21 protein-coding genes and 1 tRNA gene are annotated in these 24,608 nt (G+C 45.8%); 14 read left to right on the plus strand and 8 right to left on the minus strand.

All coding sequences use genetic code 11. The annotated features are described in order from the left end of the window. Positions 1-117: 117 nt before the first annotated feature. Complete coding sequence (locus NDI44_RS28095) at positions 118-255, minus strand: hypothetical protein (protein WP_339380845.1); 138 nt, start codon at positions 253-255, stop codon at positions 118-120. A 415-nt stretch (positions 256-670) separates the two neighbouring features. Between NDI44_RS28095 and NDI44_RS28100 the strand changes: the two genes are divergently transcribed. Further along, positions 671-1,225 carry a hypothetical protein gene (locus NDI44_RS28100; protein WP_190415999.1) on the plus strand — a complete coding sequence of 185 codons (555 nt, stop codon included), beginning with the start codon at positions 671-673 and terminating at the stop codon, positions 1,223-1,225. 60 nt (positions 1,226-1,285) lie between these two features. Here NDI44_RS28100 and rsmG read toward each other — a convergent pair whose 3' ends face one another. Continuing rightward, positions 1,286-2,056, minus strand: coding sequence for a 16S rRNA (guanine(527)-N(7))-methyltransferase RsmG (rsmG, locus tag NDI44_RS28105; protein WP_199305030.1), 771 nt, complete (start codon positions 2,054-2,056; stop codon positions 1,286-1,288). Between the two features lie 77 nt (positions 2,057-2,133). Continuing rightward, a complete protein-coding gene (locus tag NDI44_RS28110; protein ID WP_190415984.1) occupies positions 2,134-2,808 on the minus strand; it encodes an ABC transporter ATP-binding protein in 675 nt (224 codons plus the stop codon). 519 nt (positions 2,809-3,327) lie between these two features. Between NDI44_RS28110 and NDI44_RS28115 the strand changes: the two genes are divergently transcribed. From NDI44_RS28115 to NDI44_RS28125, 3 genes are all read left to right on the plus strand, one after another. Then, entirely contained in the window at positions 3,328-4,230 is a 903-nt protein-coding gene (locus NDI44_RS28115; RefSeq protein WP_190416001.1) for a Sll0314/Alr1548 family TPR repeat-containing protein, read from the plus strand. 127 nt (positions 4,231-4,357) lie between these two features. Continuing rightward, entirely contained in the window at positions 4,358-4,813 is a 456-nt protein-coding gene (locus NDI44_RS28120; protein WP_190415985.1) for a DUF3531 family protein, read from the plus strand. A gap of 8 nt (positions 4,814-4,821) precedes the next feature. Further along, on the plus strand, positions 4,822-5,250 hold the full coding sequence (locus NDI44_RS28125) for an NUDIX hydrolase (RefSeq protein WP_190415986.1): 429 nt from the start codon (positions 4,822-4,824) through the stop codon (positions 5,248-5,250). Positions 5,251-5,317: 67 nt separating this feature from the next. Here the strand turns inward: NDI44_RS28125 and NDI44_RS28130 are convergent, their stop codons facing one another. Next, positions 5,318-6,310 (minus strand): ribose-phosphate pyrophosphokinase, encoded by a 993-nt coding sequence (locus tag NDI44_RS28130; RefSeq protein ID WP_190415987.1) that lies wholly within the window; start codon positions 6,308-6,310, stop codon positions 5,318-5,320. A gap of 595 nt (positions 6,311-6,905) precedes the next feature. On the opposite strand from NDI44_RS28130, the gene NDI44_RS28135 reads away from it, so the two are divergent. The 9 genes from NDI44_RS28135 to NDI44_RS28175 all read left to right on the plus strand — a co-directional run bounded on the left by NDI44_RS28135 (position 6,906) and on the right by NDI44_RS28175 (position 16,825). Continuing rightward, positions 6,906-8,915: a serine/threonine-protein kinase gene (locus NDI44_RS28135; RefSeq protein ID WP_190415988.1), complete on the plus strand. Its 2,010-nt coding sequence runs from the start codon at positions 6,906-6,908 to the stop codon at positions 8,913-8,915. A 105-nt stretch (positions 8,916-9,020) separates the two neighbouring features. Next, positions 9,021-9,701, plus strand: coding sequence for a dethiobiotin synthase (gene bioD / locus NDI44_RS28140; RefSeq protein ID WP_190416002.1), 681 nt, complete (start codon positions 9,021-9,023; stop codon positions 9,699-9,701). Between the two features lie 93 nt (positions 9,702-9,794). Continuing rightward, complete coding sequence (locus NDI44_RS28145; protein WP_190415989.1) at positions 9,795-11,015, plus strand: M20 family metallopeptidase; 1,221 nt, start codon at positions 9,795-9,797, stop codon at positions 11,013-11,015. Between the two features lie 103 nt (positions 11,016-11,118). Next, complete coding sequence (locus NDI44_RS28150) at positions 11,119-11,931, plus strand: hypothetical protein (RefSeq protein ID WP_190415990.1); 813 nt, start codon at positions 11,119-11,121, stop codon at positions 11,929-11,931. A gap of 114 nt (positions 11,932-12,045) precedes the next feature. Then, the gene (locus NDI44_RS28155) at positions 12,046-13,269 is read left to right on the plus strand and encodes an ABC transporter substrate-binding protein (RefSeq protein WP_190415991.1); all 1,224 of its coding nucleotides are present in this window, start codon (positions 12,046-12,048) and stop codon (positions 13,267-13,269) included. A 37-nt stretch (positions 13,270-13,306) separates the two neighbouring features. Further along, on the plus strand, positions 13,307-14,257 hold the full coding sequence (locus NDI44_RS28160) for a branched-chain amino acid ABC transporter permease (RefSeq protein ID WP_190416003.1): 951 nt from the start codon (positions 13,307-13,309) through the stop codon (positions 14,255-14,257). A 64-nt stretch (positions 14,258-14,321) separates the two neighbouring features. Then, positions 14,322-15,248: a branched-chain amino acid ABC transporter permease gene (locus NDI44_RS28165; protein ID WP_190415992.1), complete on the plus strand. Its 927-nt coding sequence runs from the start codon at positions 14,322-14,324 to the stop codon at positions 15,246-15,248. Beyond that, on the plus strand, positions 15,245-16,057 hold the full coding sequence (locus NDI44_RS28170) for an ABC transporter ATP-binding protein (RefSeq protein WP_190415993.1): 813 nt from the start codon (positions 15,245-15,247) through the stop codon (positions 16,055-16,057). The genes NDI44_RS28165 and NDI44_RS28170 overlap by 4 nt, the downstream gene beginning before the upstream one ends. 15 nt (positions 16,058-16,072) lie before the next feature. After that, positions 16,073-16,825 (plus strand): ABC transporter ATP-binding protein, encoded by a 753-nt coding sequence (locus tag NDI44_RS28175; protein WP_190415994.1) that lies wholly within the window; start codon positions 16,073-16,075, stop codon positions 16,823-16,825. A gap of 263 nt (positions 16,826-17,088) precedes the next feature. Here NDI44_RS28175 and NDI44_RS28180 read toward each other — a convergent pair whose 3' ends face one another. Next, entirely contained in the window at positions 17,089-17,691 is a 603-nt protein-coding gene (locus NDI44_RS28180) for a glutathione S-transferase N-terminal domain-containing protein (RefSeq protein WP_190415995.1), read from the minus strand. A 153-nt stretch (positions 17,692-17,844) separates the two neighbouring features. Here NDI44_RS28180 and selD point away from each other — a divergent pair, with 153 nt between their 5' ends. After that, entirely contained in the window at positions 17,845-20,133 is a 2,289-nt protein-coding gene (selD, locus tag NDI44_RS28185; RefSeq protein ID WP_190415996.1) for a selenide, water dikinase SelD, read from the plus strand. Positions 20,134-20,139: 6 nt separating this feature from the next. Here the strand turns inward: selD and NDI44_RS28190 are convergent. The 3 genes from NDI44_RS28190 to glyQ all read right to left on the minus strand — a co-directional run bounded on the left by NDI44_RS28190 (position 20,140) and on the right by glyQ (position 24,431). Then, positions 20,140-20,226, minus strand: a tRNA-Ser gene (locus tag NDI44_RS28190). Between the two features lie 665 nt (positions 20,227-20,891). Beyond that, on the minus strand, positions 20,892-23,171 hold the full coding sequence (locus tag NDI44_RS28195) for a ComEC/Rec2 family competence protein (RefSeq protein WP_190415997.1): 2,280 nt from the start codon (positions 23,169-23,171) through the stop codon (positions 20,892-20,894). A gap of 360 nt (positions 23,172-23,531) precedes the next feature. Beyond that, entirely contained in the window at positions 23,532-24,431 is a 900-nt protein-coding gene (gene glyQ, locus NDI44_RS28200; protein ID WP_190415998.1) for a glycine--tRNA ligase subunit alpha, read from the minus strand. Positions 24,432-24,608: the final 177 nt, after the last annotated feature.

Genomic DNA, 24,608 nt, shown 5'->3' on the forward strand with positions numbered 1-24,608 from the left:
ACTCAGGATTTGATAGATGCTCCAACTCTCGGTATTGCATCGCTGATTCTAGAATTCGTTCTCATCAAAATCTAGCGTGCTTTTCCTAGCAACAATTGCCCACTGTCACACGCTCTCCTATTCATGCAGGAGGTCTAGTGCTTCTAGTCCTTGCCAGAGACACAGCGCCGCAATCGAAACCCCAATGCCAACGAGGAAGGGCAGCCGTCGCGACGCCACCGCATATCCTCTGTAAACGAACAGCCACAAGGGCATACACTTAGCGATCGCTAGATTTCACTGAAGCGCTGTTATCCTCTTCTGTCTCTTTTGCTAAGTGTTTCCTGAATCCAACAGAACGTGTTGGGATTGTGTTCAGGAATTTTGCCACTGTCACGTACAGTCACCCTGTTTTTTCACTTCTTGTCACATACATTTCTTGTCAAATAATAAGTGCAACATAATAGCGACAGGCAGTTTATGTCTTTAGCTAAAGCGTGTAAGTCCAAATTTACTAATCATTGAAATCATAGATTCTGCTGGAACCCGCTAACAACTAGTTACACCCTGAATTGAACCCTTTGAAAGTATTTCTAAGATTTTTTATATCTGAAGATCGATGTTTTGTCTGTAAGATATTTTCATAATTCAAATGATGCTCGTCATCATTTGCCCCTAACCTTTAGAAATGATGAACGTCATTATTTGCCCAGGTATCCACGATCCAGCGCTAACGCAGAATTTTCTGGAAGAATTACAGCCAAAAAAGAGAGAGAACCTGTTGATTTTTCCGGTTCAAGAATTCGCCGCTTACTCAGCAGCGGCTATTTACAATTATTTGTGCGTAAATCTTAGTCCGCCTAGCTCCCAAGCATCACCCGTAATCTTTATTAGCTTCAGTGCGGGTGTTGTGGGGGCAATTGGAGCGGCTTGGCTGTGGCAGCTATCAGGAGGAACGGTTAAAGCTTTGATTGCGCTAGATGGCTGGGGTATGCCTTTGTCTGGTAACTTTCCCATCCATCGACTCAGTCACGATTACTTTACACACTGGAGTTCAGCGGTACTGGGAAGTGGCGAAGAGAGTTTCTATGCCGATCCGCCAGTAGAGCATTTAGAATTATGGCGATCGCCTCAAACTGCACAAGGTTGGTGGGTAAGTTCAGTAAAGGGAAAAGCGGAAACGCGAACCTACACCACAGCCGCTGAGTTTTTAGCCAGTCTGTTGCAGCGTTACGAGAATGGATAATATCGAATCTGGTTGATGACCCACAAATACGAAAAAACCCCACCCTGCCATCGCCTGCGGCTAAAGTGGCTTTTGAGCAGGTAAGCCGACAGTGCGCGGAAATTCCCTCGGCGTGGGTGCCACTTTGCGGAGATAAAGACAGTGGCGATCGCTATGACTACAAGGAGTCGTAAACCCTTCTATCGACTCAATGACACCACCCAATTGCACAAGCGCTGGTTGTAGAGCATTGGTTTCTTCTTCTGTCCACTGTCCTCGATAGAGGATGGCTAAGCCACCGGGTTTTAGTAACGGGAGGGCATATTCTGCACAGACAGATGCTGTGGCGACGGCTCTCACCAGTGCCAAGTCGTAAGAAGCTCGATGCTGGGGATGTTGACCAATTTCTTCGGCTCTACCAGTCAAAGTAGCAGCATTATGAATCCCCATCTGATCGATCAGAGTTTCTAAAAACGCGATTTTTTTGCGCGTGGCATCCAGTAAAGTGACGGTGCAATGGCTGAGGGCGATCGCCATGGGAATCCCCGGAAATCCTCCTCCAGTCCCAATATCGATAGCGCGTTCGACGGAGGGAAGGGACAAGCGATCGCTTGTCCCTTCCGAATGGGAGGATAGCAGGGGTGCAATTCCTCGCAGAGAATCCCACAGATGTTTTTCCCAAAACTCTGTCGGTTCGGTGATGCGAGTTAAATTTAGCTGGCGATTTCCTACCAAAATTAGCTCGTAAAGGCGCTGAAATTGTTGCCTTTGTTCGGCTTCCGGCTGCCAGCCTAATGTTTGCTGCCAGATGTCTGCCATTTCCGGCAACATTAGCGTCTCAATCTCACCCATGACCGCCAACCTTCAACTTTTTAAATTTGTGAATTACCCTTCGGGAAAGGGTTCGCCCTACAACCGCCCAAACCCATTTAAGCTGCTGGTTGCGGCTCAATTACTTTAGCTTCCAATGACGCTGGTTCCACCGATTGCAATTCTCCGTGGTTAATTGTCCAGCATCGATCGGCGATCGCTAACAAATCACCCGCATCGTGAGTGACAACCAACAGTGTCCAATGGGTTTTGAGTTTTGCTAATAAACTAACTAGCTGACGCCGCATTGACCAATCTAGCCCAGCAGTGGGTTCATCCAACAACAGCAAATGAGGTTGGCGAATTAACTGCACTGCTAGAGCAAGGCGTCGCTGTTGACCTCCACTCAAGGAATGCGGTGAGGTATGCAACGGCAGATGTGCCAGATTTACTTCTTGCAGAGCTTCCGTGACTTTTTCCGATCCCAACTCTGGATGCCCCATCCGCAGTTCTTCTAAAATTGTCCCGCCACAAAAATGCCGCTCTGGAAATTGAAAGACTAATCCTCCCAACTGTTGCAGATGTTCGGGAGTCAGTTCTTGGTCTCGCCAATAGAGGGCACCATCCGTTTTTTCCGCCAGACCTGCGAGAATTTCTAAAAATGTGCTTTTGCCAGAGCCACTTGGGCCAATGACAAGACCCAGATTGTTCGGTGCCAGTTCTAAATTAAGGGCTTTTAGAATCGCAGTAGGGGCAGCCGGGGGGTGATAAGTCAGGTTTTTGAGATAGAGCATTAATTACCCGAATAGAAAATAGAAAGCGAACTCGTCAAGGCATCCAGTTGGGAACAAAAAAGCCTTCTTTAATTTTGACTTAAATTATTCGGCACAAGAAAAACTGAACAAAACCTGTTTTTGAGCAAAACAAATTTTATCCGCGATTCCGGATCTCTTTATTTCTACTTTTATCCTTGGCATTTAAAAAAAATTAACTAAATTTTTCCGGAACCTGGAATTTAGTAAAGGCGTCAAACGCATTTAACTCTCTTTATCTAGAAGTGACTAATTATACACTTGTTGTTTCTAAATGTTGAGCCGAAGGGCGATGGTAACAGAATATTTTCTGGCGTTACTAGATAGCATTTAACATTGGAGACAGCATTCACTCAAGCGTAAGGTTTTGTGAGGATGACGATAATGGATCGATTTTCGGTTCCGAAGCAGATTGTTTCTGCGATCGCAAATACACCCGCGATTTGCTCTAAGCCTTTGATCGCGCCAGCGTCTGCACGTTTTGCTCTGCTCGCATCGCTGATGGCAGTCAGCGTTTGGTCTAGCCCTAGTCTAGCGGATGACCCTTTTCGCTCTAGCAATCCTCGGAATATCGGAGACAGTACAGAAGCTGCTTTCAAGGCAATCTTTGAAAAGGGAAACTATCTAGAAGCAAAGCGTTACCTACAGCAAGCGGAAACGCAGGAACCCAACGAACCCCTAGCATACGCAATGAAGGCGTCTCTCACCTACTCCTCTATTGACTGGAAAGGGGAAAGTGCGGAGAGCAAGCAACAAAAACAAGCTTTGTTAGATGAGTTTAAATTATACGCGGACAAGACGCTGCAAACGGCTGAGAAGCTCACAGCAAGCGATCCCTTGCGGGGAAATCTCTACACCGCAGTAGGTCATTTTTTACAAGGCGCTCATACGATTGCGATCGCGAATCGAGATGCGATCAAAAGTGGCCCGCAAGCTTTGAGTAAATTGCAGCAGGTATTTGAATACCTCGATAAAGCTGAAAAGGTAGCACCTGATGACGCAGAACTCAACTTGCTCAAGGGGTATATGGATTTGATGATTGCGGTGAATTTGCCATTTTCTAACCCCAATCAAGCGATTGAACGCTTAGAAAAAGCAAGCCCGTCTTATTTGGCTTATCGAGGAATTGCCGTCGGCTATCGGGACTTGAAGAAGTACGATAAGGCGTGGGAATTTGCGGAGAAGGCAAGTCAAATCACGCCAAATAACCCAGAATTGTTCTATCTCAAGGGGCAGATCCTGGTTGAGCAAGGGAAGAAGAAAAACAATAACCAAGATTTGATCAAGCGAGCGGTGGAGAATTTTGACAAAGCGATCGCAAAAGAAGCCCAACTCCCGGCGAACGTCGTTAAACAGCTGAAGCGAGAACGCGATAAAGCACAACGCCGGATTACGGGAGGATAAAGCCTAAAAGGATGAAGTATAAACGATAGGATGAAAGAAAGGATGAAATGAGTTTGCGGTTCCAAAACAATGAATTGAAGCCGATTTCTCGAATTTCATCCTTTACACTTTATACTTCACGGTTGATATGCAGGTAGTGTTCCGCGAGTTTAACCCTTTCGATCTGTGGATCTGGCTGGAGTTCAGCATGGTTCCCTCGGAGATGGAAAAGCAGTATGTCGAGGAGGTGTTTAACTCCTGGTTCTTCTTGGGGAAATTGGGAGGATTTAATGCAGAAAATCTCCAAGTCCAGGATACGGGTTTAGATATCAGCTACATGGATTACGATTCTGACGCAGCGGATAACACGATGGTCTCGCTCATGCATAATATGGGCGAGTTTGAGTACGAAGGGGGATGGGCACGGTGCTGGCTCGATTTGGGAACCAGTGATGCGATCGCGCTTGATGTCTTGATTAACTCCCTCAACCAGCTGAACAACGAATACGTAAGAATTGAACGTTTGTACATTGGCGGCGAAAATGAAGACTGGCCTGTTGAGGGTAGCGAAAGTCGGGCTGCCTTTAGTTACAACGAAAATTGACAAAAACGATGCACAAATCAGGTGAAATTCGGGTGCTTGCCTTGGGGCTGATTCGGAACGACGAGCGCATTTTTATTTCCGAAGGCTATGACCCCGTTAAGCAAAATACATTTTATCGCGCCTTAGGGGGCGGCGTTGACTTTGGAGAAACCAGCCTCGAAGCACTGCAACGAGAATTTCAAGAAGAAATCCAGGCTGAATTAACGAATATTCGATATCTTGGCTGTATCGAAAATTTGTTTACTTTCAATGGGAAGCCTGGTCACGAAATCATTCAACTGTATCAATGTGATTTTGTCGATCCCAAGCTTTATCAGATTGAACGAACAATTTTTGCTGAAGGCGATCGCCAAAAAGCGGCACTTTGGGTAGAAATTAATCGTTTTACATCTGGCGAGTTGCGATTAGTCCCAGGAGAATTTTTGCATTACTTGTAATCTTGTAGGGACATGGCATTGCCATGTCCCTAGACCTAAAAAAACTACATCCCTCGCGGATTAAGATTTATCGGAACATACTGCTGACAGAACTATCTTCGTGAACCCGCCAAATAGTTTCGCCCAGCACATTGGCGACCGAAAGAACCGTCAGTTGTTTAAATCTATCTGCTTCGGGGACTGGGATGGTGTTGGTGACAATCACCTCTTCAAATATCCCGCTTGAGAGCCGCTCAATCGCGGGTGGAGAGAAAACTGCATGGGTAGCACAGGCATATACCTGCCTAGCGCCTTCTTTGCGTAACAACCGAGCGCCCTCTGAAATGGTGCCGCCGGTGTCAATCATGTCGTCTACTAAGACGGCTGTTTTGCCTTCGACATCGCCAATCAGATTCATTACTTCTGCTACGTTATGCGCTTGCCGACGCTTATCAATAATCGCCAACGGCGCATCGTTCAGCTTTTTCGCAAACGCTCTAGCTCTAGCCACACCACCTACATCCGGTGAAACAACAACCAAGTCAGATAGTTGCTTGTTTGCCAGGTAATTGATGAGGGCGGGTGAGCCGTAGACGTGATCGAAGGGAATATCAAAGTATCCCTGAATCTGGGCTGAGTGCAAATCCATCGCCAAAATCCGGCTGGCTCCAGCCTCTGTAATCAGGTTCGCAACCAGCTTGGCGGTAATGGATTCGCGTCCTGCTGTTTTACGGTCGGCTCTAGCGTAGCCATAGTAGGGAATGACTGCCGTAATTTGTCGAGCCGAGGCGCGGCGACAGGCGTCAACCATGATCAGCAATTCCATCAAGTGATCGTTCACCGGATGGCAAGTGGGTTGAATTAAGTAGACGTCACACCCTCGAATCGATTCTTGAATTTGAATGTAAAGCTCTCCATCAGCAAACCGCTTGCGAACCATTGGTCCCAAGTCCATGCCTAGATAGCGAGCAACTTCCTGAGAGAGGGGTATATTAGCAGAGCCGGAAAACAGTCGCAGACGATTGTTATCTGCTATTTGTGGCAGCGTAGGCTGAAGCGATATAGTGGGAGAACGGAGCACAGCAGACCCTCAAGAGCTACTTCGATCGCAATCTTATCATTGTCGCCGAAAAGACTTATCAAATTTATTTGTTAAGAAGGGATGAATATCTGAATCACTGGTTACAGAATATCTAAAAAATTGCTCTACAGACAAGAATTAGAAAGTTTTGGTCTTAAGTTTGAGAACCTAACTCTTCAATGCAGGTTTCTTCAGGTATGAGCATCTCAGTAGAATGCCTTAGTTTTTGGAATCTTAAGTAAACTGTCAAGATAACGTCTCCGTATTTCTCCTGATAAAACATAAACTTTAGATCGCATAGGCAAGTCAAATGTACAGATTTCTAGACAAATGCTTTGATAATAAATAATTTTTTAACAAATAGAAAGCAAAGTAAAAATACATTAAGGGAACGCGATCGCCGATTAGCCGGATCGGAAAGTCCGACTGATGGCTGGGGGGAGCGACTCACTTTCCAACAAGCTCCAACAAGCAAAGATTAGAAGCTGATGGAACGGTGAGCGACAGCTTTTGCCAAAATAGATCCAAAAAGGTAAGGTAGCATAGCTTTGTCATAATTGCATCTTGAAAAGCCCTTCTTCCCAAGTCCTTATTTATGCAACCCCCGATTGTCATTGGAACGATTCTACAAAACCGCTACCGCTTGATCGGTATTCTCGGTCAGGGAGGGTTCGGACGAACGTATCTAGCAGAAGACCAGGGGCGCTTTAGCGAACGATGTGCCTTAAAGGAATTAATTCCTGCTCAAGAATCAGCTTATGCACTGGAGAAAGCAAGGGAACTGTTTCAGCGAGAGGCGACGACTCTTTACCAAATCCAGCACCCGCAGATTCCCCAGTTTCGGGCTACTTTTGAGCAAGATCAGCGGTTGTTCCTAGTGCAGGACTATGTGGAGGGGAAGACTTATCGGATGCTGCTTGATGAGCGTCGGAGTCAAGGCAACACTTTCTCGGAGGTAGAAGTGGTGCAATTTCTGCGGCAGTTGTTGCCCGTCTTAGCGCACATCCATGTTAAAGGGATTATTCATCGGGATATTGCGCCGGACAATATTATTTTACGGGAGAGCGATCGCTTACCTGTGCTGATCGATTTCGGCGTGGTTAAGGAGCTGGCAACTCGGTTTCAGCTACCAGATGTTACCAGACCAATCGCGACAACGGTGGGGAAACCCGGTTATGCCCCCAGCGAACAAATACAGGCAGGGCAAGCTTACCCTAGCAGCGACCTCTACGCTTTAGCGGCGACGGCTGCGGTAATGCTCACAGGCAAAGAGCCAGCAGAATTGCTGGATGCGACTCAGCTAACGTGGCAATGGCGCAGGTGGGCGAACGTCAGCGATGGGTTCGCTCAAGTATTGAATCGGATGTTAAGTTATCGACCGGGCGATCGCTACCAATCAGCTGGAGAAGTTGTACAAGCGCTCCAATCTCTGACGAATACAACCGCCGCTCTTCAACCGCCACCCGCAACTTTTCAACCTCCACCACCGATCCAACCGCCACCCGCAACTTTTCAACCTCCACCAGCGACTTTTCAACCACCGCCTGCTAACCCGCAACCGCCAGCTCCCAGCCCCCAACCGCCCCGTCCGACTACTTCCCAAGTACAAACAGTTGCGGTAGGACGCCGACCCGATCCGGTGACGCCTAACCAAAATACTCCTGGCAACCCGGTCAATCCCAATCCTAACCGTCCAACTCGTCCCGATCCAGTGATTCCCGAACCGCGCCGCTCGACTTGGGAAGACCCTTGGGCTGTCTTCGCAGTTGTAATCAGTCTTGCTTTATTAGCTGGACTGGGTTCTTGGGCGTTAGTCAGCTTTGTGATTAATCGGCAGCCTCAACTAGATCCAACGCCGATAGTTTCTGACACACCAACGCCAACGCCCACACCAACGCCAACGCCCACACCCAGCTTAGAACCAGTAGCGTACAGTCAGCGCCTAAACTTAGTACCCGGTCAAACGCTGACTAAACAAGGAAATCTCAAAGGAAACGAAACTCTGAACTACATCATTCGTGGAGAACAAGATCAACAATTAAATTCCTTGCTGAATGACGAAGGCGTGTTAATGACGGTGTTGGGACCCGATCAAAACCCAATTAGTAACAATGCTAGGCGAGTCCGAAGTTGGACAGGAACGCTTCCCTTTACCGGCAATTACACCATTCAGCTAAGTCCGATCAAGGGGTTGCCTCAGAGCGACTATAACTTACAGATTAGCCTTGCGAACCCAGTCCCAACGCCAACGCCGACACCCACACCCACTCCGACACCTACTCCTACTCCCACTCCTCCCGCCGGTCAATTTGATACTCAATCGATTACCTTCCCTCCCGGCGAACCGGCTGTGCAGGTTTCGGCTCGAACCAGTCCGCAGCGGATTAAGCGTTACTTGGTAAATGTGCAACAAGGGCAGGTACTGAAGGCGGACATTCAACCAGGTGGGGCAACTTTAGATATTCGGTATCCCGATGGCACTCTCGTGGAAGATGCCTCTGGCGTTTTGTCTTGGCAGGCTCAGGTGCCTCGCGCTGGAAATTATCAAATTGATGTAATTGCGCCAGAGGATACACCCTTTACGCTAGATATTAGTGTTCGGTAATGGGTAATCGATGGTGGGTAAACCTTAGAAGATGGATTTCCAACTTTACAAGCTTCCAACTTCTACTGACAACTGACGAGTGACAACTGACGAGTGACAACTACTTTGAACGCGCTACTAATTACTGGAACCGATACGGACGCTGGGAAAACAGTTTTGACTGCGGCTTTGGCAGCTTATTGGCAGATGTATTGTCCTGCCAAAAGCTTAGGGATGATGAAGCCAATTCAGTCGGGAACTGGGGATAGAGAACTTTACAATCAGTTATTTTCTCTCAATCAATCTTTAGAGGAAATTAATCCGTTGTACTTCCAGGCACCCTTAGCGCCTCCCATCGCTGCTGAACGGGAAGGAAGGAGTGTTGACTTAGGAAAAGCTTGGCAAGCGTTTGAAAATCTGCGGCGTCAGCGAGATTTTGTGCTGATAGAAGCATTGGGAGGATTGGGTTCGCCGGTTACGCACGAACTCACGGTGGCGGATTTGGCTAGGGATTGGGGGTTGCCAACGGTATTAGTGGTGCCGGTAAGATTAGGAGCGATCGCCCAAGCGGTTGCGAATGTTGCCCTCTCTCGTCAGTCGGGTGTCCACCTCAAAGGCATCGTCCTGAATTGCGTTCAACCTCGTACCGAACAAGAAATCGCCGATTGGTGCCCAAGCGATTTGATTGAGTCTTTTACCAATACCCCAGTTTTTGGGATTCTGCCCAATCTGAGCGACCTCAGCGATCTCGGTAAACTCGCTCAAGTTGCGTCAGATTTAGATATAGAGCGATTGATGCCACTTTAACCAAAATTCAAAGATAACCTCAAGTTCTGGCGATACACCGCCCTACCCGATTAATTCCTTCACGTCATCATAAATTTTTGGAGTCTGAATAAGATGTTTGCCACTTCTTTAAGCCCTCTTTCTGTTGATTCATCTCGGATTCGACCGGAAATTCAAGCATTGCAGCCGATGCTGGTGGAGTTGCGGCGGCGGCTGCATCAGCGCCCTGAATTAGGCTTTCGAGAGCATTTAACTGCCGAGTTAGTTTCCCAAAAACTGCAAGAATGGGGAATTGAACATGAAACTGGCATTGCAAATACTGGAATTGTTGCCACAATTACTGGTAATAAACCCGGTAAAGTGTTGGCAATTCGGGCTGATATGGATGCTCTGCCGATTCAAGAAGAAAATGATGTGCCTTATCGGTCGCAGCATGATGGAGTGATGCACGCTTGCGGTCATGATGGACATACAGCGATCGCTCTCTCGACGGCTTACTATCTCTCTAAGCATCGCGATGACTTTGCTGGCACTGTAAAAATTATCTTCCAACCCGCTGAGGAAGGGCCAGGAGGTGCCAAGCCGATGATTGAAGCCGGTGTCTTACAAAATCCCCAGGTGGATGGGATTATCGGGCTGCATTTATGGAATAATCTGCCTCTCGGCACTGTGGGAGTCCGTACAGGTGCTTTGATGGCAGCAACAGAAGGTTTTCGCTGCACGATTCAAGGCAAAGGCGGACACGGGGCGATTCCTCATCAAACAGTTGATTCAATTTTAGTCAGCGCTCATATTGTTACTGCCTTGCAGACAATTGTGGCTCGAAATGTCTCGCCCCTAGAGTCCGCCGTCGTTACTGTCGGGGAACTTCATGCAGGCAAAGCGCTTAACGTAATTGCTGATACGGCTTTCTTCACGGGTACTGTGAGATATTTCAATCCGGTTCTAGGAGAACTTATTCCGCAACGGATTGAGCAGATTATTGCGGGTATTTGTCAAAGCCACGGTGCCACTTATCAACTGGACTACAAGCGGCTTTATCCTCCGGTGATTAATGATGCCAAGATGACGGAACTCGTGCGTTCTGTGGCGGAAGGGGTGGTAGAAACTCCGATTGGAATTGTGCCAGAATGCCAAACAATGGGCGGCGAAGATATGTCTTTCTTTTTGCAAGCCGTGCCCGGTTGCTATTTCTTCTTGGGTTCGGCGAATGTAGAAAAAGAGTTAGCGTATCCGCACCATCATCCGCGATTTAATTTTGATGAAACAGCACTGGAGATGGGTGTTGAGATATTTGTCAGGTGTGTTGAGAAATTTTGCAGAGTGGAGGATTGAAGGCTTGTCAGGGTGAAGGTTTAAAGGATCGTTTGAGTCTATAATTGCTAACCTGCTAACCTGAAACTCGCTGGCAATCTTTCTTCAATCGCATGAGGTGCTGATGACTTCTCAACTGCCAAATTTAACTGATTTGCAACAAGCACAGCGAGCGATCGCAGACTTCGAGCAATCTAGCGCTCCCAGCGTTTGGTCTAGTTTGGATAAACAGCAAGTTATTGCTGATATGCGATCGCGTCTAATCGATCCCTTTCAAGTAAATCAAGGGGGACAACCCTTCTGCGGGCCAGCATCGATTGTATTTGAGCTGGTTCGCAAACAGCCCCTCAAATACGTACAAATTTGCCGCAGTTTATTTGAAATCGGCGGTTTTCAAGCGAGAACTCGATATATTCAAGCATCGCCCAGACTGCGCCAAAGCCAAGGCAGACTGCGGATGGGGATGGCAGATTGGATGCTATTGGCAACCTTGCGCGAATCAGAAAACCTGATTTTTCCAGTCGAACCCAACGCCCCCAACATCATTCGGAATCTGGGCGGGATGACGAAATCTTGGGAAATGAAAGGCTGGGTGAAAGAAGTGCTGGGCTATCGTCAATTTAAATATGCCCATACCTATATTTATGGCGAATTTGATGCGATGCGCGAAGCCGCAGAAGTCATCGCCAGCGGTGGCGTAGCGTTTGCTTTGGTTACGGCAGAAGGGTTACTCAGCAACAAACCGCCACTGCTGCCTTACCCGACTCACTGGATTTCCCTATTAGGCAATATTGTGATTCAACCAGGTAAACCTTGGCACCACGATAGCGGACATATCAGCTTCGACATCTACACTTGGGCAAGAAAGATGCACGTAGACGCAGCTGAGGGTCCATTCGAGGATTATTTTTGGGGAATTGTCATGGGAAGAATGTAAAATTCTCAAGGAATATTTCATACCTTAGTAGGTAGACACAAAAAAACCGAAAATATAGATAGAAAGCCGGTTTGAAAAAAACAGCCTTCTAAAATATCTACAATCTACTGAGCTATGAAACGACCTGCTGTGCGAACCTCTGCCGTATTTCTTACCGTTGCATTCTTACTGTCAGCCTGCACCCAAACGAACCCTGTGGGCACAAACCCCACTACTGCCCCTTCAGCAGCCCCAGGTTCATCTAGTGCCATTCCAATTGGGATTGCCTTAGCGCAAACCAGTAACGTCGCTCTCCTCGGTCAGGAAGGCATTGCAGGTGCCAAAATTGCCGAGAAATACTTTAATGACAAAGGTGGTATTGACGGTACCCCGATTAAATTGATTGTTCAGGACACAGGTGGAGAGGAAGCCGGAGCTATCAATGCCTTCCAAACCCTGATTAGTCAGAATAAAGTTGTCGGAATTGTTGGACCAACTCTTTCGCAGCAAGCATTTAGTGCCGACCCCATTGCAGAGAGAACCAAAGTGCCAGTTATTGGAGCATCCAACACAGCTAAAGGAATTCCGGAGATTGGAGATTATGTTGCTCGTGTCTCAGCACCCGTTTCCATTGTCGCCCCTCTCTCGCTAAAAGCAGCCCTCAAGCTTAACCCAAATATCAAGAAAGTTGCGGTATTTTACGCTCAGAATGATGCATTTAGTAAGTCGGAGACAGAAATTTTTCAGCAAACAGTTAAAGACCAGAAACTTGATTTAGTAACCGTACAAAAGTTCCAGACGAGCGATACTGATTTTCAATCGCAAACCACCAATGCTATTAACTTAAAACCCGATTTAGTAATTATTTCTGGGCTGGCGGCAGACGGAGGAAACTTGGTTCGCCAACTGCGGGAACTGGGTTATAAAGGTACGATTGTTGGGGGCAATGGATTTAATACTTCCAATATATTTAATGTATGTAAAGTTCTCTGCGATGGAGTTCTCGTTGCACAAGCTTATAGCCCTGAATACTCTAGTGAGGTGAACACTGCTTTCCGCACCGCTTATCTCAATCAATATAAAAAAGAACCACCACAATTTAGTGCCCAAGCCTTTACAGCGGTTCAAGTGTATGCAGAGGCTCTGAAAGCTTTAAATCAGAAAACCAAAATCAGCACAATGCCGCTGCCACAACTGCGTACAGAACTGAACAAGCAGTTGCTGGCTGGTACTTACCAGACGCCACTAGGTGAGATTGGCTTTACGCCAGTAGGAGATGTCAAACAAAAAGAATTCTACGTCGCACAGCTAAAGGTAGATGCAGACGGAAATAATGGTAAATTCGCTTTACTTAAATAAGAGTAGGGTGGGCAAAGCCCACCTTAATCAAAAACATATGGATATCACTCTGTTTTTACAACAATTCCTAAACGGTTTGTCTATTGGCAGTGTTTATGCAATTTTCGCCTTGGGATACACCCTGATTTTTTCTATCTTAGGGATCATTAATTTTGCTCATGGAGCGCTCTTTACTTTAGGGGCGTACTTCACTTATGCCCTGATGGGAGGAACATTCGGATTTAACGGATTATTTGCAAATGCAAGTTTACCGATAAAGCTTCCATTTGCACTAGCATTAATTTTAGGGAGTACGCTGGCTGGTTTGGTTGGGGTTGGAATTGAGCGTGTTGCTTTTCGACCTTTGCGACGTAAAGGCTCTGATCCTCTGCTGACGGTAGTTTCTAGCCTTGGTGTAGCCTTAGTAATTGTAAATTTAATCCAGTATTTGGTGGGAGCAGAAAGTTATAGTTTTCCTGCAAATACTTACGGTAACTTGCCTCCTTCTATCAACTTTGGTACGGGAGAAAACCCAATTCCTATCCGTAGCGTTCAAATTGTAATTTTTAGTGTATGTGTAATAATTTTGGCGATCCTCACTTATTGCATAAATCGTACTAAATTCGGTAAGGCGATGAAAGCTGTAGCTGAAGATCCGATAACTGCTAGTTTGCTAGGGATCAATACCGACTTCTTTATTGTCCTGACGTTTTTCGTCAGCAGTTTCTTAGCTGGATTGGCAGGGACTTTAGTAGGGTCTAGTGTAAGTATCGCTGGACCCTACTTGGGTATTGCATTTGGACTAAAGGGTTTAGCTGTTATTGTACTAGGTGGTTTAGGAAGTATTCCTGGTGCCGTCTTGGGAGGTTTAGCGATCGGACTTGTGGAGGCATTTGTCCCTTCAGATTATTCTGCTTATAAGGATGCGTTTGCTTTTGGAATACTATTCATAATGCTGATAGTTAGACCTCAGGGTTTGCTAGGGCGTCGGCTGATTCAAAAAGTATAGTTATTGGAATGTTAAATGTAAAACTAAATATTGCTCGTTAATTTTTTATTTTTAATGTGTTGCAATGAGTGATTTTTTGAACACTTATGGATCGCTGATCGTTTCTATGGTGTTGGGGGCACTACTAGGATTGTCGTTGTACCTACCGCTGATGACTGGACAGTTATCTCTAGCTAGTCCTGGTTTTTATGCGCTGGGCGGATATATTGCAGCGATTCTATCTACCCAGGTATTTCGCGTTAGTGGCGGTTTATTCCCGATTCCGCTGCTGTTATTGGAGATGCTGGTTGCTGGTATAGTCTCTGGCATATTGGGCATTATGGTGGGGATTCCGGCGCTGCGGTTGCGGGGGATCTATTTAGCGATCGCTACCATTGCCTTTGTAGAAGTTTTGCGCGTCCTATCGCTAAATTTGGATATTACTGGCGGCGCTGTCGGTATTTTTGGCATCCCTCAGCCTTTCCAAACACCCATTGAGTATTTGTGGGTAGTGGTGCCTTTACTAATAATTAGTATGGTATTGCTTTATCGACTTGAACGAATTCGGGCAGGAAGGGCATTTACAGCAATTCGAGAAGATGAATTAGCTGCGGGGGCGATGGGAATTAACCCAACTTACTACAAGGTTTTAGCCTTCACGCTAGGCGCGATTTTGGCAGGAATAGCTGGTGCAATTAGTGCCCATTTCCTCAATACCTGGAACGCCCGACAAGGTACTTTTGATGCCAGTATTGTTTATTTAACTTCTGTCTTAATTGGTGGCACCAGAACTTTTGTAGGACCTGTATTGGGTGGTATGGTATTTACAGCTTTGCCGGAAATATTAAGGGGAATTGCAGATACTAGCGGTTTACCTACCTGGTTAGCAGGATTCCTCCGAGATGGTCGCTTGATTATTTTTGGGTTCCTAATAGTTGTGGGAACGATATTTTTCCCACAAGGCTTGGTGACGCCAGAATTGTTTAAGAGAAAAATGAAGAATAAAGCATGAAGGATGAAATTTCACCTTTAAAACTTGACACTTTGCCCTGTCTGGAAGCAAAAGCACTAATGCGCCAGTTTGGTGGCTTAGTAGCGGTGAATAATGTATCTTTCACGGTTCATAAAAATGAGATTTTTGGTTTAATTGGCCCCAATGGTGCTGGTAAAACTACACTATTTAATCTGATGACTGGGTTAATCCGGCCTTCCAGCGGGCAATTAGTCTATCAAGGCGAGGAAATTTCCCAGCGCCCTCCCCATCAAATCGCTGCTAAAGGTATTGCCAGAACTTTTCAAAATATTCGCTTGTTTGGTAATCTTACGGCCCTGGAAAATGTAATGATTGCGCGGCATATTCATAATAAGAGCGCTAATATTTTATCTACTTTGTTAACTGGGCTGTTGAGTTTGCCATCAGCGTCTATGCGAGAACAGTTAAATAAACAAAAAGCGATCGCATTACTGGATATGGTGGGATTAAGCGATCGCGCTGAAGAAAAAGCTCGAAATTTTCCTTATGGGGATCAGCGTCGGTTAGAAATTGCCAGGGCGCTAGCGTTAGAACCGCAAATTCTATTGCTAGATGAGCCTGCTGCTGGGATGAATCCTAGCGAAAAACACCAATTAAGCGAATTTATCCGAGAAATCCGCCAACAGTTTAACTTGACGGTAATCTTAATTGAACATCACGTGCCGCTGGTAATGGGATTATGCGATCGCATTGCCGTGTTAAATTTTGGTAAATTGATTGCTTTGGGCGAGCCATCAGTTATTAGAAACGATCCGTCTGTAATTGAAGCTTACTTGGGAAATGAATGAGGGCTTTAAACGTTGATGAACGCTGATAAATCCAGAGAATCAGGTGAGGGACAAGAAAAATTTCCCCTGCTAGAACTTAAAAATATTTTTGTTAATTATGGTGGAATTCAAGCCTTAAACGATATTAGCCTGACTGTCAAGAACGGCGAGGTTGTCACTCTTATCGGTGCCAACGGTGCTGGAAAAAGTACTACCCTACGCGCTATCTCTAAAATAATTAATCCCCGAATTGGTAGTATTATTTACAGCGGTCGCAATATTACTCATCGCCAACCTCATGAAGTAGTGCGGCTAGGAATTGCTCATTCTCCGGAAGGACGTAGAGTATTAGCACGACAAACTGTTTTTGATAATTTAGAATTGGGTGCTTATATCCACTCCAACCAGGAAGTCGTAAGGGCTGATATTGATCGTCAATTTGAGATGTTCCCACGTCTTAAAGAACGTCGCAATCAACTTGCTGGGACACTCAGCGGTGGCGAACAGCAAATGTTAGCGATCGCTCGTGCTTTGATGAGCCGTCCAAAACTGTTACTACTAGATGAGCCAAGCTTGGGTCTTGCTCCTGCAATTGTCAGAGAAATTTTTTCCATTATTCAAAATCTCCGCGATACAGGAGTAACCATCCTTTTAGTTGAGCAAAACGCTAATCTGGCTCTTGAAGTTTCTGATAGAGGATATGTACTTGAAGCTGGTTGCATCACCTTGACCGGAAAATCTTCTGACTTGCTTAAGGATGAGCGGGTTATGAAGGCTTATTTGGGATGATTTAAGATATTTTTTACTTTTATTTGAAGATTTATTTTTGTTTATATTTGAGCGAAAATAAGAGCAATAAATTAAATAATAAAGCTGTCCAAAATTTGGATAAATATAAAAACTAATGGGAGCTATCTTACCGATTTTGGATCTATAGTTGATAACCCTTTCTTGCCTGATGGTTAGTATAGGCGATCGCCTATACTTAAAATAAATAGGTGGGCACTGCCCACCTTACTCCTTTACATTTTGCTTTTTAACTTTTGCTTTCTTTATGGAACTGCCATCCCGCGCTGTACGGCTGGACGCTGCTGAATTGTTTCAAACCAGCGCTTAAGATTTGGATGATTATCTAGTGTTAAACCTTGAAATTCATAGCTAGCAACCCAAGGAAATGTGGCAATATCGGCAATCGAGTATTCATTGCAGATAAATTCCCAATCTGCCAACTGTTTGTCTAAGACACCGTAAAGCCGTAGGGTCTCTTTCTCATATCGCTCAATTGCGTAAGGAATCTTTTCTGGGGCAAACTTCTTAAAATGGTTTAACTGACCAAACATTGGCCCGATGCCTCCCATTTGGAACATCAGCCACTCCAGCACTTGAAAGCGAGCTTTTTGTTCTGTAGGTAAGAATCTCCCAGCTTTCTCTCCTAGATAGATCAGGATAGCACCCGATTCAAAAACTGTCATGCCAGTATCTTGGTCAACAATCGCGGGAATCTTGCTATTCGGATTAATTGCTACAAATTCTGGCGTAAATTGCTCTCCCTTCGTGATGTCAATCTTATGGACGTTGTAAGGAAGCGCAACTTCCTCCAACATGACAGAAGCCTTGCGCCCGTTCGGTGTCGTGAAGGTGTAAAGGTCAATCATGAGGTTAGATGTTCAGTTTTACTGTTACACAAGGTAGTGTAACTTGAACAACGGTGTGATAGGTGCTATGCACTCTGCAAGGTCCGAAGTAATTACCATGATATATAGGGGTGGCATCTCGTTACCCTGGAAAATTTAAACACTAGCTTTTCGATGCAGGTAACATCTCCGATTGTTAAAGATTTAGTGCTGATTGGTGGCGGACACAGCCATGCCATTGTATTGAAAATGTTCGGCATGAAACCGTTACCGGGAGTCCGCCTGACGCTGATTACAGACACTTCTCATACGCCCTATTCTGGTATGTTGCCCGGTCATGTGGCAGGCTTTTATGACTACGATGAAAGTCACATCGATCTGCGACGCCTTGCCCAATTTGCCCAAGCGCAATTTTATCTTGACCGAGCGATTGGTTTAGATTTGGAAAATAATAAAGTCATCTGTGCTAACCATCCAGATGTTGCATTTGATCTGTTATCAATTGATATCGGCAGTACCCCAGCCACAATATCTATACCAGGTGCAGCGGAATACGCTATTCCGGCTAAACCTGTAGCAAAATTATTAAGTAAATGGGATCATCTGCTGAAAAGTGTTGCAGAAACGCCTGAGAAACCGATACAGCTTAGCATTGTGGGTGGAGGTGCTGGTGGAGTGGAACTGGCACTAGCAATGCAATCTCGCCTGCATCAATTTTTTGAGCATTCCCAGCAGTTTCCAGAAAATCTAGAAATCCATCTATTCCATAGCGGTGTTGAGCTTTTACCGAACTATAACCCCTGGGTGGGTCGGCGTCTCCAGAAAATTTTGATCCAGCGTGGGGTTGAGTTGTATTTAGGGGAAAAGGTGTGTGAAGTTCAACCGCACAAGGTTATTTGTGAGTCTGGTTTAGTGGTTGAATGCGCTAGCGAGGGGACTCCTGCTGAGTGTCGCGTTTTTTGGGTAACACAAGCATCGGCACCTCGTTGGCTGCAAGCCTCTGGATTGGCTACTGATACTAAAGGCTTTATCCAGGTAGATGATACTTTGCGATCGCTCTCTCATCCCCAAGTATTTGCCGCAGGTGATATTGCCACGATGATTCATCATCCCCGTCCCAAAGCGGGAGTTTTTGCGGTACGTCAGGGGAAGCCACTTTTTAACAACCTGCGGCGGACGCTACTAGGGAACCCACTCAAGCCGTATAAGCCGCAGAAACAATATCTTAGTTTAATTGGTACAGGGGATAAAAATGCGATCGCTTCTTGGGGAGCTTTTAGTTGGGAATCGCGCTTGTTTTGGCACTGGAAAGACCGCATTGACCGCGAATTTATGGCACGCTTTCACAACTTGCCGGAAATGTCAGCCGTCACCCCATCCTCAATCCCCAACAGCCAATCCCCAATCCCTAATCCCCCAATGCGTTGTGCTGGTTGCGGTTCTAAAGTCGGTAGTACAACATTAGAACGAGTCCTACACCGTATTAAATTAGAACACCCTGAAGTTGGTAATCGTAAAGATATTTTAATTGGACTTGATGCACCAGATGATGCTGCCGTAGTCAAGGTGCCAGTAGATCAAGTGATGGTTCATACCCTAGACTATTTCCGAAGTCTAATTAATGACCCGTTTATCTTTGCTCAAATTAGCGCTAATCATTGCTTAAGCGATATTTTTGCAATGGGTGCTACTCCTCAGAGTGCGCTGGCAATTGCCACTATTCCCTACGCCTGGGAAGAAAAGCAGGAGGAAACCCTTTATCAACTGTTATCGGGTGCTGCTAAAGTGCTGCAACAGTCGCAAACACCTCTGGTAGGCGGACACACCACAGAAGGAGCAGAACTAACTTTTGGTTTATCCTGTAACGGCTTAGCCTATCCCAATCAGCTGCTACGAAAAGGAGGTATGAAGCCGGGGCAAGTGCTAATTTTGACCAAAGCGCTAGGAACGGGAACTCTATTTGCTGCACAGATGCGCTTGCAAGCAAAAGGTCGGTGGATTGATGATGCAGTCCACTCGATGCTGCTGTCAAATCAAGCAGCCGCTAAGTGTTTATTAAAACATGGAGTTACTGCCTGTACGGATATTACAGGATTTGGATTGCTGGGGCATTTACTGGAAATGATCCAAGCATCTCAGGTGGCGGTGGAGTTCAATTTAGAAGCTATCCCAGTTCTAGAAGGTGCCTTGGAAACGCTGGAAATGGGAATTGTGAGTTCTTTACACCCGCAGAATTTACGAGCATCCCGCCAGATTAGCAATTTATCAACAGTTAGCGATCGCGCTACTTACCCTCTTCTATTCGATCCCCAAACTTCTGGCGGACTCTTAGCTGCGATTCCAGATGAACGCGCTGATGCTTGTGTCGCCTCACTCAAAACTTTGGGATATACCTACAGCCAAATAATTGGTCGCGTGACGCCACCAAATCAAGGCGTTCAGCCCATCTCACTAATTGTCTGAATTCAACGGAGAGGAGAGGATTTGAACCTCCGGTGACGTTGCCGCCACAACTGATTTCGAGTCAGTCGCATTCAACCACTCTGCCACCTCTCCAAGCGCTATCTTTATTAACCTTTGGTTAATAACTCAGCATTATCAGTATATACTAAATTCCGTCAATCTCTTCTGCCTAACGAATAATTTCCAGTAAAGCATCATGCCGCGACTTGAGGTAATCGTCACTGCATATCCATTTATTATCAAGGCAGGTTGAGTAGTTTCCATTCTGGAGAGGGTTCTGAAAAACATTATTAGCATCGGGTAGAGGCTTTCGGTAAATAAGCTATCGAAAAAAATGTCGGAAAAAATATAAATTCTCGCTGAAATACTTCTTCTCCCTCTAAAACCGTAGAAATACGGGGGTCATTTGTTTGATTGCAGGTGAATATTTTAAAATTAAAATTGTTTCGCTTCAAGCCTCAATCATTTTTTGAATGAGTAATGCCCAACAGTGCTTTGTAAAAGCTTGTTTCTCAAATCTCCTAAACGGTTATAAAAAAGGCTCAATAGACCTCTTGCATGAATAGGAAGAGGAGGCAAGCTCAAAGTTGATAATGGCAGCAATCAAGTTGAAACGTAAGCCAAAGCGCCTGCGCCGATTTCGGTAACGCTCTGCCAGGAGCAGCAAATCTTATTGTCTCAATCGGGGTAGTCTGAGTGCTAGGTCAGTTATCTATTTAAGCTTTACCTCTACAGCCGGAAAATATTACTCCCCATTCCTAATAGCTCATACCAACATCGTTTTCCGTTGCTTCCAGCGTTGTCTCAAACCTACCACTAGGAGTCCACTGGACTGCTCCATCACGCTCGGTTGTATAGACTTGGGTTTTGATTTTTCGCAGCTCTTGCGTCGTTTCTGGATCGATAGTTGCGGAGGCAGCGATCGCTACCTTGGGTTGCATCTTTTGCAATATATCAGCTTGTAAATTTTCTCCAGACCACCAAAGCACCTGGGCTGGAGGTAATTGTTTCAGAAGCGCTAACTTTCTTTCCTTTTCCTCTGGCTTAAAATTTCCCACCACTAACCAAATCTGGTTGCCGATTTGTAGTTGCACTACTGGTGGTTGGCTACTAATTAACTTGATGACTGAAGCTCCAATTGGTACACTCTGACCAACTGGCAAAGCTTGAGTTGGAATCTTCACGCCTAGAGTCGAAAGTTTACCAATAGAAGCAGTGTTAGCATAAAAGCTTGACACTGGGAGCCGTTCCAAAATTTTAGGCCAGCCACTTCTAGAACTAAGTTGAGAATCTGTTACCACAGCCCAGTCAATTTGATTGACGCCCTGCTGTTGTAAAAAAGGCAGCACAGTAAAATTAGCTGTACTATCATCCCCACTATTAACCAGGGTGACTTCTCCTTTGTCTTGAATCACCAAAACTGGCTCTCCCGGCGTAGAAAGCACCGTGACTCGAAATAAAGTTGCTTTTGTCTGCCAAACTGGGACAACCACTAAACTGGCAGCAATTAGACCCGCAAACCACCAACGCCGACGCCACCATTTGCTCAGCGAAGCCAGAGCAATTAGTCCGTATAGAGCTAACAGTTGCAAAATAGAGATGGTACCGACAGCAACAGAATTTCCTGGTAACTGGGAAAAAAATTCCACTAGCAGAATCAGCCCTTGGGATGGGTAATAGAGCAACCAAGCCAAGGCACTGCCAGCTAAGGGCCAGATCAATGATGCTAAGGCGCTGATAATTCCACCAATACTAATGATGGAGATTAAAGGGGTGCTTATTATGTTTGCCAGGATGCTGTAAGGAGATACTAGACCAAAGACATAAAGTTGTAGGGGTAAAACCCAGGGAAAAACGGCTATTGGAAGCGCAATCAAAGATGCGATCGCGGGTGGTAACCAATCCAGCCATTTTGTAACCGTAGGTACTGCAACTAATAATCCTAGGGTGGCTAAAAAACTCAGTTGAAAACCTAAATCCCAAATCCATAGGGGATTAAACAGCAACAAGAGAGTGGCAGCAAGTAGGAGCGAACCCAGCGGCTTTACCTTTCGTTCCATCGCCAAAGCAATTAAAGCTCCGACACCCATCACTCCAGCTCGAACCACAGAAGGCTGCAACCCCGTTAAACCTACAAAAACAAGTAGGGCAGTGAACCCAATGATAAATTGCGATCGCACCGAAAAACGCTGGGTCAGAGCCACCACCACACCCAGAATCAAAGAAATTTGAAACCCAGACGCTGCAAGGGCATGAGCCAAACCACTCTGGATAAATTTATTGCGAACATCGTAGGGTAAATCTACCGCCTGATTCCCCAACACCATCGAACTGACCAGCTGACCCTCTGGACTGCCTAACCAACGTACTTGAGATTGAATGATCCGCCGCCGGATAGTCCAAAATCCCCAGGGACGTTTTTCTGGTTCATTAACAAAGCTAACTTGACGTCCGCTGAGACCGGCAAACCCACCTTCTCTTTTTAGGTAAGCTTGAAAGTCAAAGCCTCCTGGATTGGCAGCAGGCTTAGGTTTATACAAGACTCCAGTTACTGCTATTTCTTGACCTGGATATAAACCTGTTGCTTGTAGTAATGGCAAAGTCACGTATAACTTACCAGTCACCCCTTGACTGACATCAGCGGGTTTGTTGTTGCCGTTCTTGACCTCATTCAATTTTGTAGCTTCTAGCCAAAACTGCGATCGCTGACTTTGCGTCAGTCGGGGTGGAGTTGCAATCTTGCCTTGAACAGTGACAACCTGCTCTTGGCCTCTAATATTTTGGGCAGACACAAACTTGCTAATGTTATTCGCCGCTGGTTGCGGCATTCGCATTTGAAAATAAAGTGCTGCTAGCAACCCAACAACTCCAGCCACCAGCCACACTCTCGCTTTCGGGCCTGTTCGCCAAAATCGGGGCAAGACAACAGCTGCCCCAATCCCTAAGGCTAGTATTCCGTACTTCCCCCAGGGTAATCCCGTAGAAAGCAAGCCCAGAATATAAGCCAAACTTAAAATGACGCCATTGGCTAAGTTCATTAGATAGTCAAACTTATCTTCAAGCTCAGTACAGCGTGCAGAAACAGCATACACATTGCTGTGCTTCCTAAGTAAGAATTGTGAACTGTCTGCAACACTACTTGATTGCCCCCAAAATTAGTCATACAGATAATGTTCGCTAACAGCTAGCAATACAGCACAATTCAATCCATTTCAAATGCAGACTCTTTGTATTGATTGCTGATGCATTACCTGAGAAAAAAAGCCACTAGTACAGCCTGCTGCCTTCGCAAGCGTCTTACCACCTCCTTTATCAATTTCGGTTTTACTAAAAGGTTGCATTCGTCTTCAGAAGCATCTAAACCAGTCCACTGAAATACCTATCCTCCAAATTTGTTGCTAGTTTTGAGCTACTGGTTCTTTAGCTTCTTGTAGTTTACACAGCGGAAATCCCAGTGCCTCTCGTTGCTGCAAGTACAGTTCAGCAACTCGTCGTGCCAACTTGCGAATTCTGCCAATGTAGCGCGTCCGCTCGGTTACAGAAATGACCCCTCTCGCATCCAGCAAATTAAATGTGTGAGAACACTTCAAAACATAATCCAGGCTTGGTAAGACAAGTCCGCGTAAAGCTATTTGCTCTGCCTCCTGCTCGTATAGACCAAATAAGGTAAACAACAACTCTGGGTTGGATGCTTCAAAGTTGTATACACACTGCTCAATTTCTCCCTGGAGGTGAACGTCTCCATAGGTAAGATCGTCAGTCCAGCGAATTTTGGTCAATGCATCGACCTGTTGGAGGTACATGGTTAATCGCTCTAAACCATAAGTGATCTCAATTGAGACAGGTCTACAATCAATGCCTCCGCATTGCTGAAAGTAAGTAAACTGAGTGATTTCCATCCCATCTAGCCAAACTTCCCAGCCGACACCCCAAGCTCCTACTGTGGCATCCTCCCAGTTGTCTTCTACAAACCGGACATCGTGATCCTCAGGACGAATACCCAAAGCTCTCAGCGAGTCCAGATATATCTCTTGGATATTATCTGGAGAAGGCTTAATCAAAACTTGATACTGATAATAGTGTTGATAGCGATTCGGATTTTCGCCATAGCGTCCATCTGTGGGACGACGGCAAGGTTCGATATAAGCCACAGCCCAAGGTTCAGGTCCAAGACATCTTAAAAAGGTATGAGGATTCTTGGTGCCTGCCCCTTTCTCAATATCGTAGGGCTGAGCGATCAGGCAACCGCGATCGCTCCAGAACTTGTGTAATGTAGCAATCACCAACTGAAAATTCACAGATTCCTTTCCTTAAGCGCTCAACGCATAACCCATTGTGGCCCAAAAGCTGCGCCCTTGGAGCTTTTGAGAGTTTTCCAAAAAAGTTTTTCAAAACAGTTGACAGAAGCGGTTCGTGGTTGCTACATTAATAAAGCGGTCGGGAGAGCAAGCGAAAGTGAAGCGACACCGAAGCGC

This window comes from Trichocoleus sp. DQ-A3 (assembly GCF_039961975.1).
In the GTDB taxonomy this organism is placed as follows: domain Bacteria; phylum Cyanobacteriota; class Cyanobacteriia; order Cyanobacteriales; family FACHB-T130; genus FACHB-T130.

Coding starts and splice junctions, on each gene's coding strand:
- NDI44_RS28095 (WP_339380845.1), bottom strand. CDS start 255: ATGCCCTTGTGGCTGTTCGTTTACAGAGGATATGCGGTGGCGTCGCGA.
- NDI44_RS28100 (WP_190415999.1), top strand. CDS start 671: ATGAACGTCATTATTTGCCCAGGTATCCACGATCCAGCGCTAACGCAG.
- rsmG (WP_199305030.1), bottom strand. CDS start 2,056: ATGGGTGAGATTGAGACGCTAATGTTGCCGGAAATGGCAGACATCTGG.
- NDI44_RS28110 (WP_190415984.1), bottom strand. CDS start 2,808: ATGCTCTATCTCAAAAACCTGACTTATCACCCCCCGGCTGCCCCTACT.
- NDI44_RS28115 (WP_190416001.1), top strand. CDS start 3,328: ATGGCAGTCAGCGTTTGGTCTAGCCCTAGTCTAGCGGATGACCCTTTT.
- NDI44_RS28120 (WP_190415985.1), top strand. CDS start 4,358: ATGCAGGTAGTGTTCCGCGAGTTTAACCCTTTCGATCTGTGGATCTGG.
- NDI44_RS28125 (WP_190415986.1), top strand. CDS start 4,822: ATGCACAAATCAGGTGAAATTCGGGTGCTTGCCTTGGGGCTGATTCGG.
- NDI44_RS28135 (WP_190415988.1), top strand. CDS start 6,906: ATGCAACCCCCGATTGTCATTGGAACGATTCTACAAAACCGCTACCGC.
- NDI44_RS28145 (WP_190415989.1), top strand. CDS start 9,795: ATGTTTGCCACTTCTTTAAGCCCTCTTTCTGTTGATTCATCTCGGATT.
- NDI44_RS28150 (WP_190415990.1), top strand. CDS start 11,119: ATGACTTCTCAACTGCCAAATTTAACTGATTTGCAACAAGCACAGCGA.
- NDI44_RS28155 (WP_190415991.1), top strand. CDS start 12,046: ATGAAACGACCTGCTGTGCGAACCTCTGCCGTATTTCTTACCGTTGCA.
- NDI44_RS28160 (WP_190416003.1), top strand. CDS start 13,307: ATGGATATCACTCTGTTTTTACAACAATTCCTAAACGGTTTGTCTATT.
- NDI44_RS28165 (WP_190415992.1), top strand. CDS start 14,322: ATGAGTGATTTTTTGAACACTTATGGATCGCTGATCGTTTCTATGGTG.
- NDI44_RS28170 (WP_190415993.1), top strand. CDS start 15,245: ATGAAGGATGAAATTTCACCTTTAAAACTTGACACTTTGCCCTGTCTG.
- NDI44_RS28175 (WP_190415994.1), top strand. CDS start 16,073: ATGAACGCTGATAAATCCAGAGAATCAGGTGAGGGACAAGAAAAATTT.
- NDI44_RS28180 (WP_190415995.1), bottom strand. CDS start 17,691: ATGATTGACCTTTACACCTTCACGACACCGAACGGGCGCAAGGCTTCT.
- selD (WP_190415996.1), top strand. CDS start 17,845: ATGCAGGTAACATCTCCGATTGTTAAAGATTTAGTGCTGATTGGTGGC.
- NDI44_RS28195 (WP_190415997.1), bottom strand. CDS start 23,171: ATGAACTTAGCCAATGGCGTCATTTTAAGTTTGGCTTATATTCTGGGC.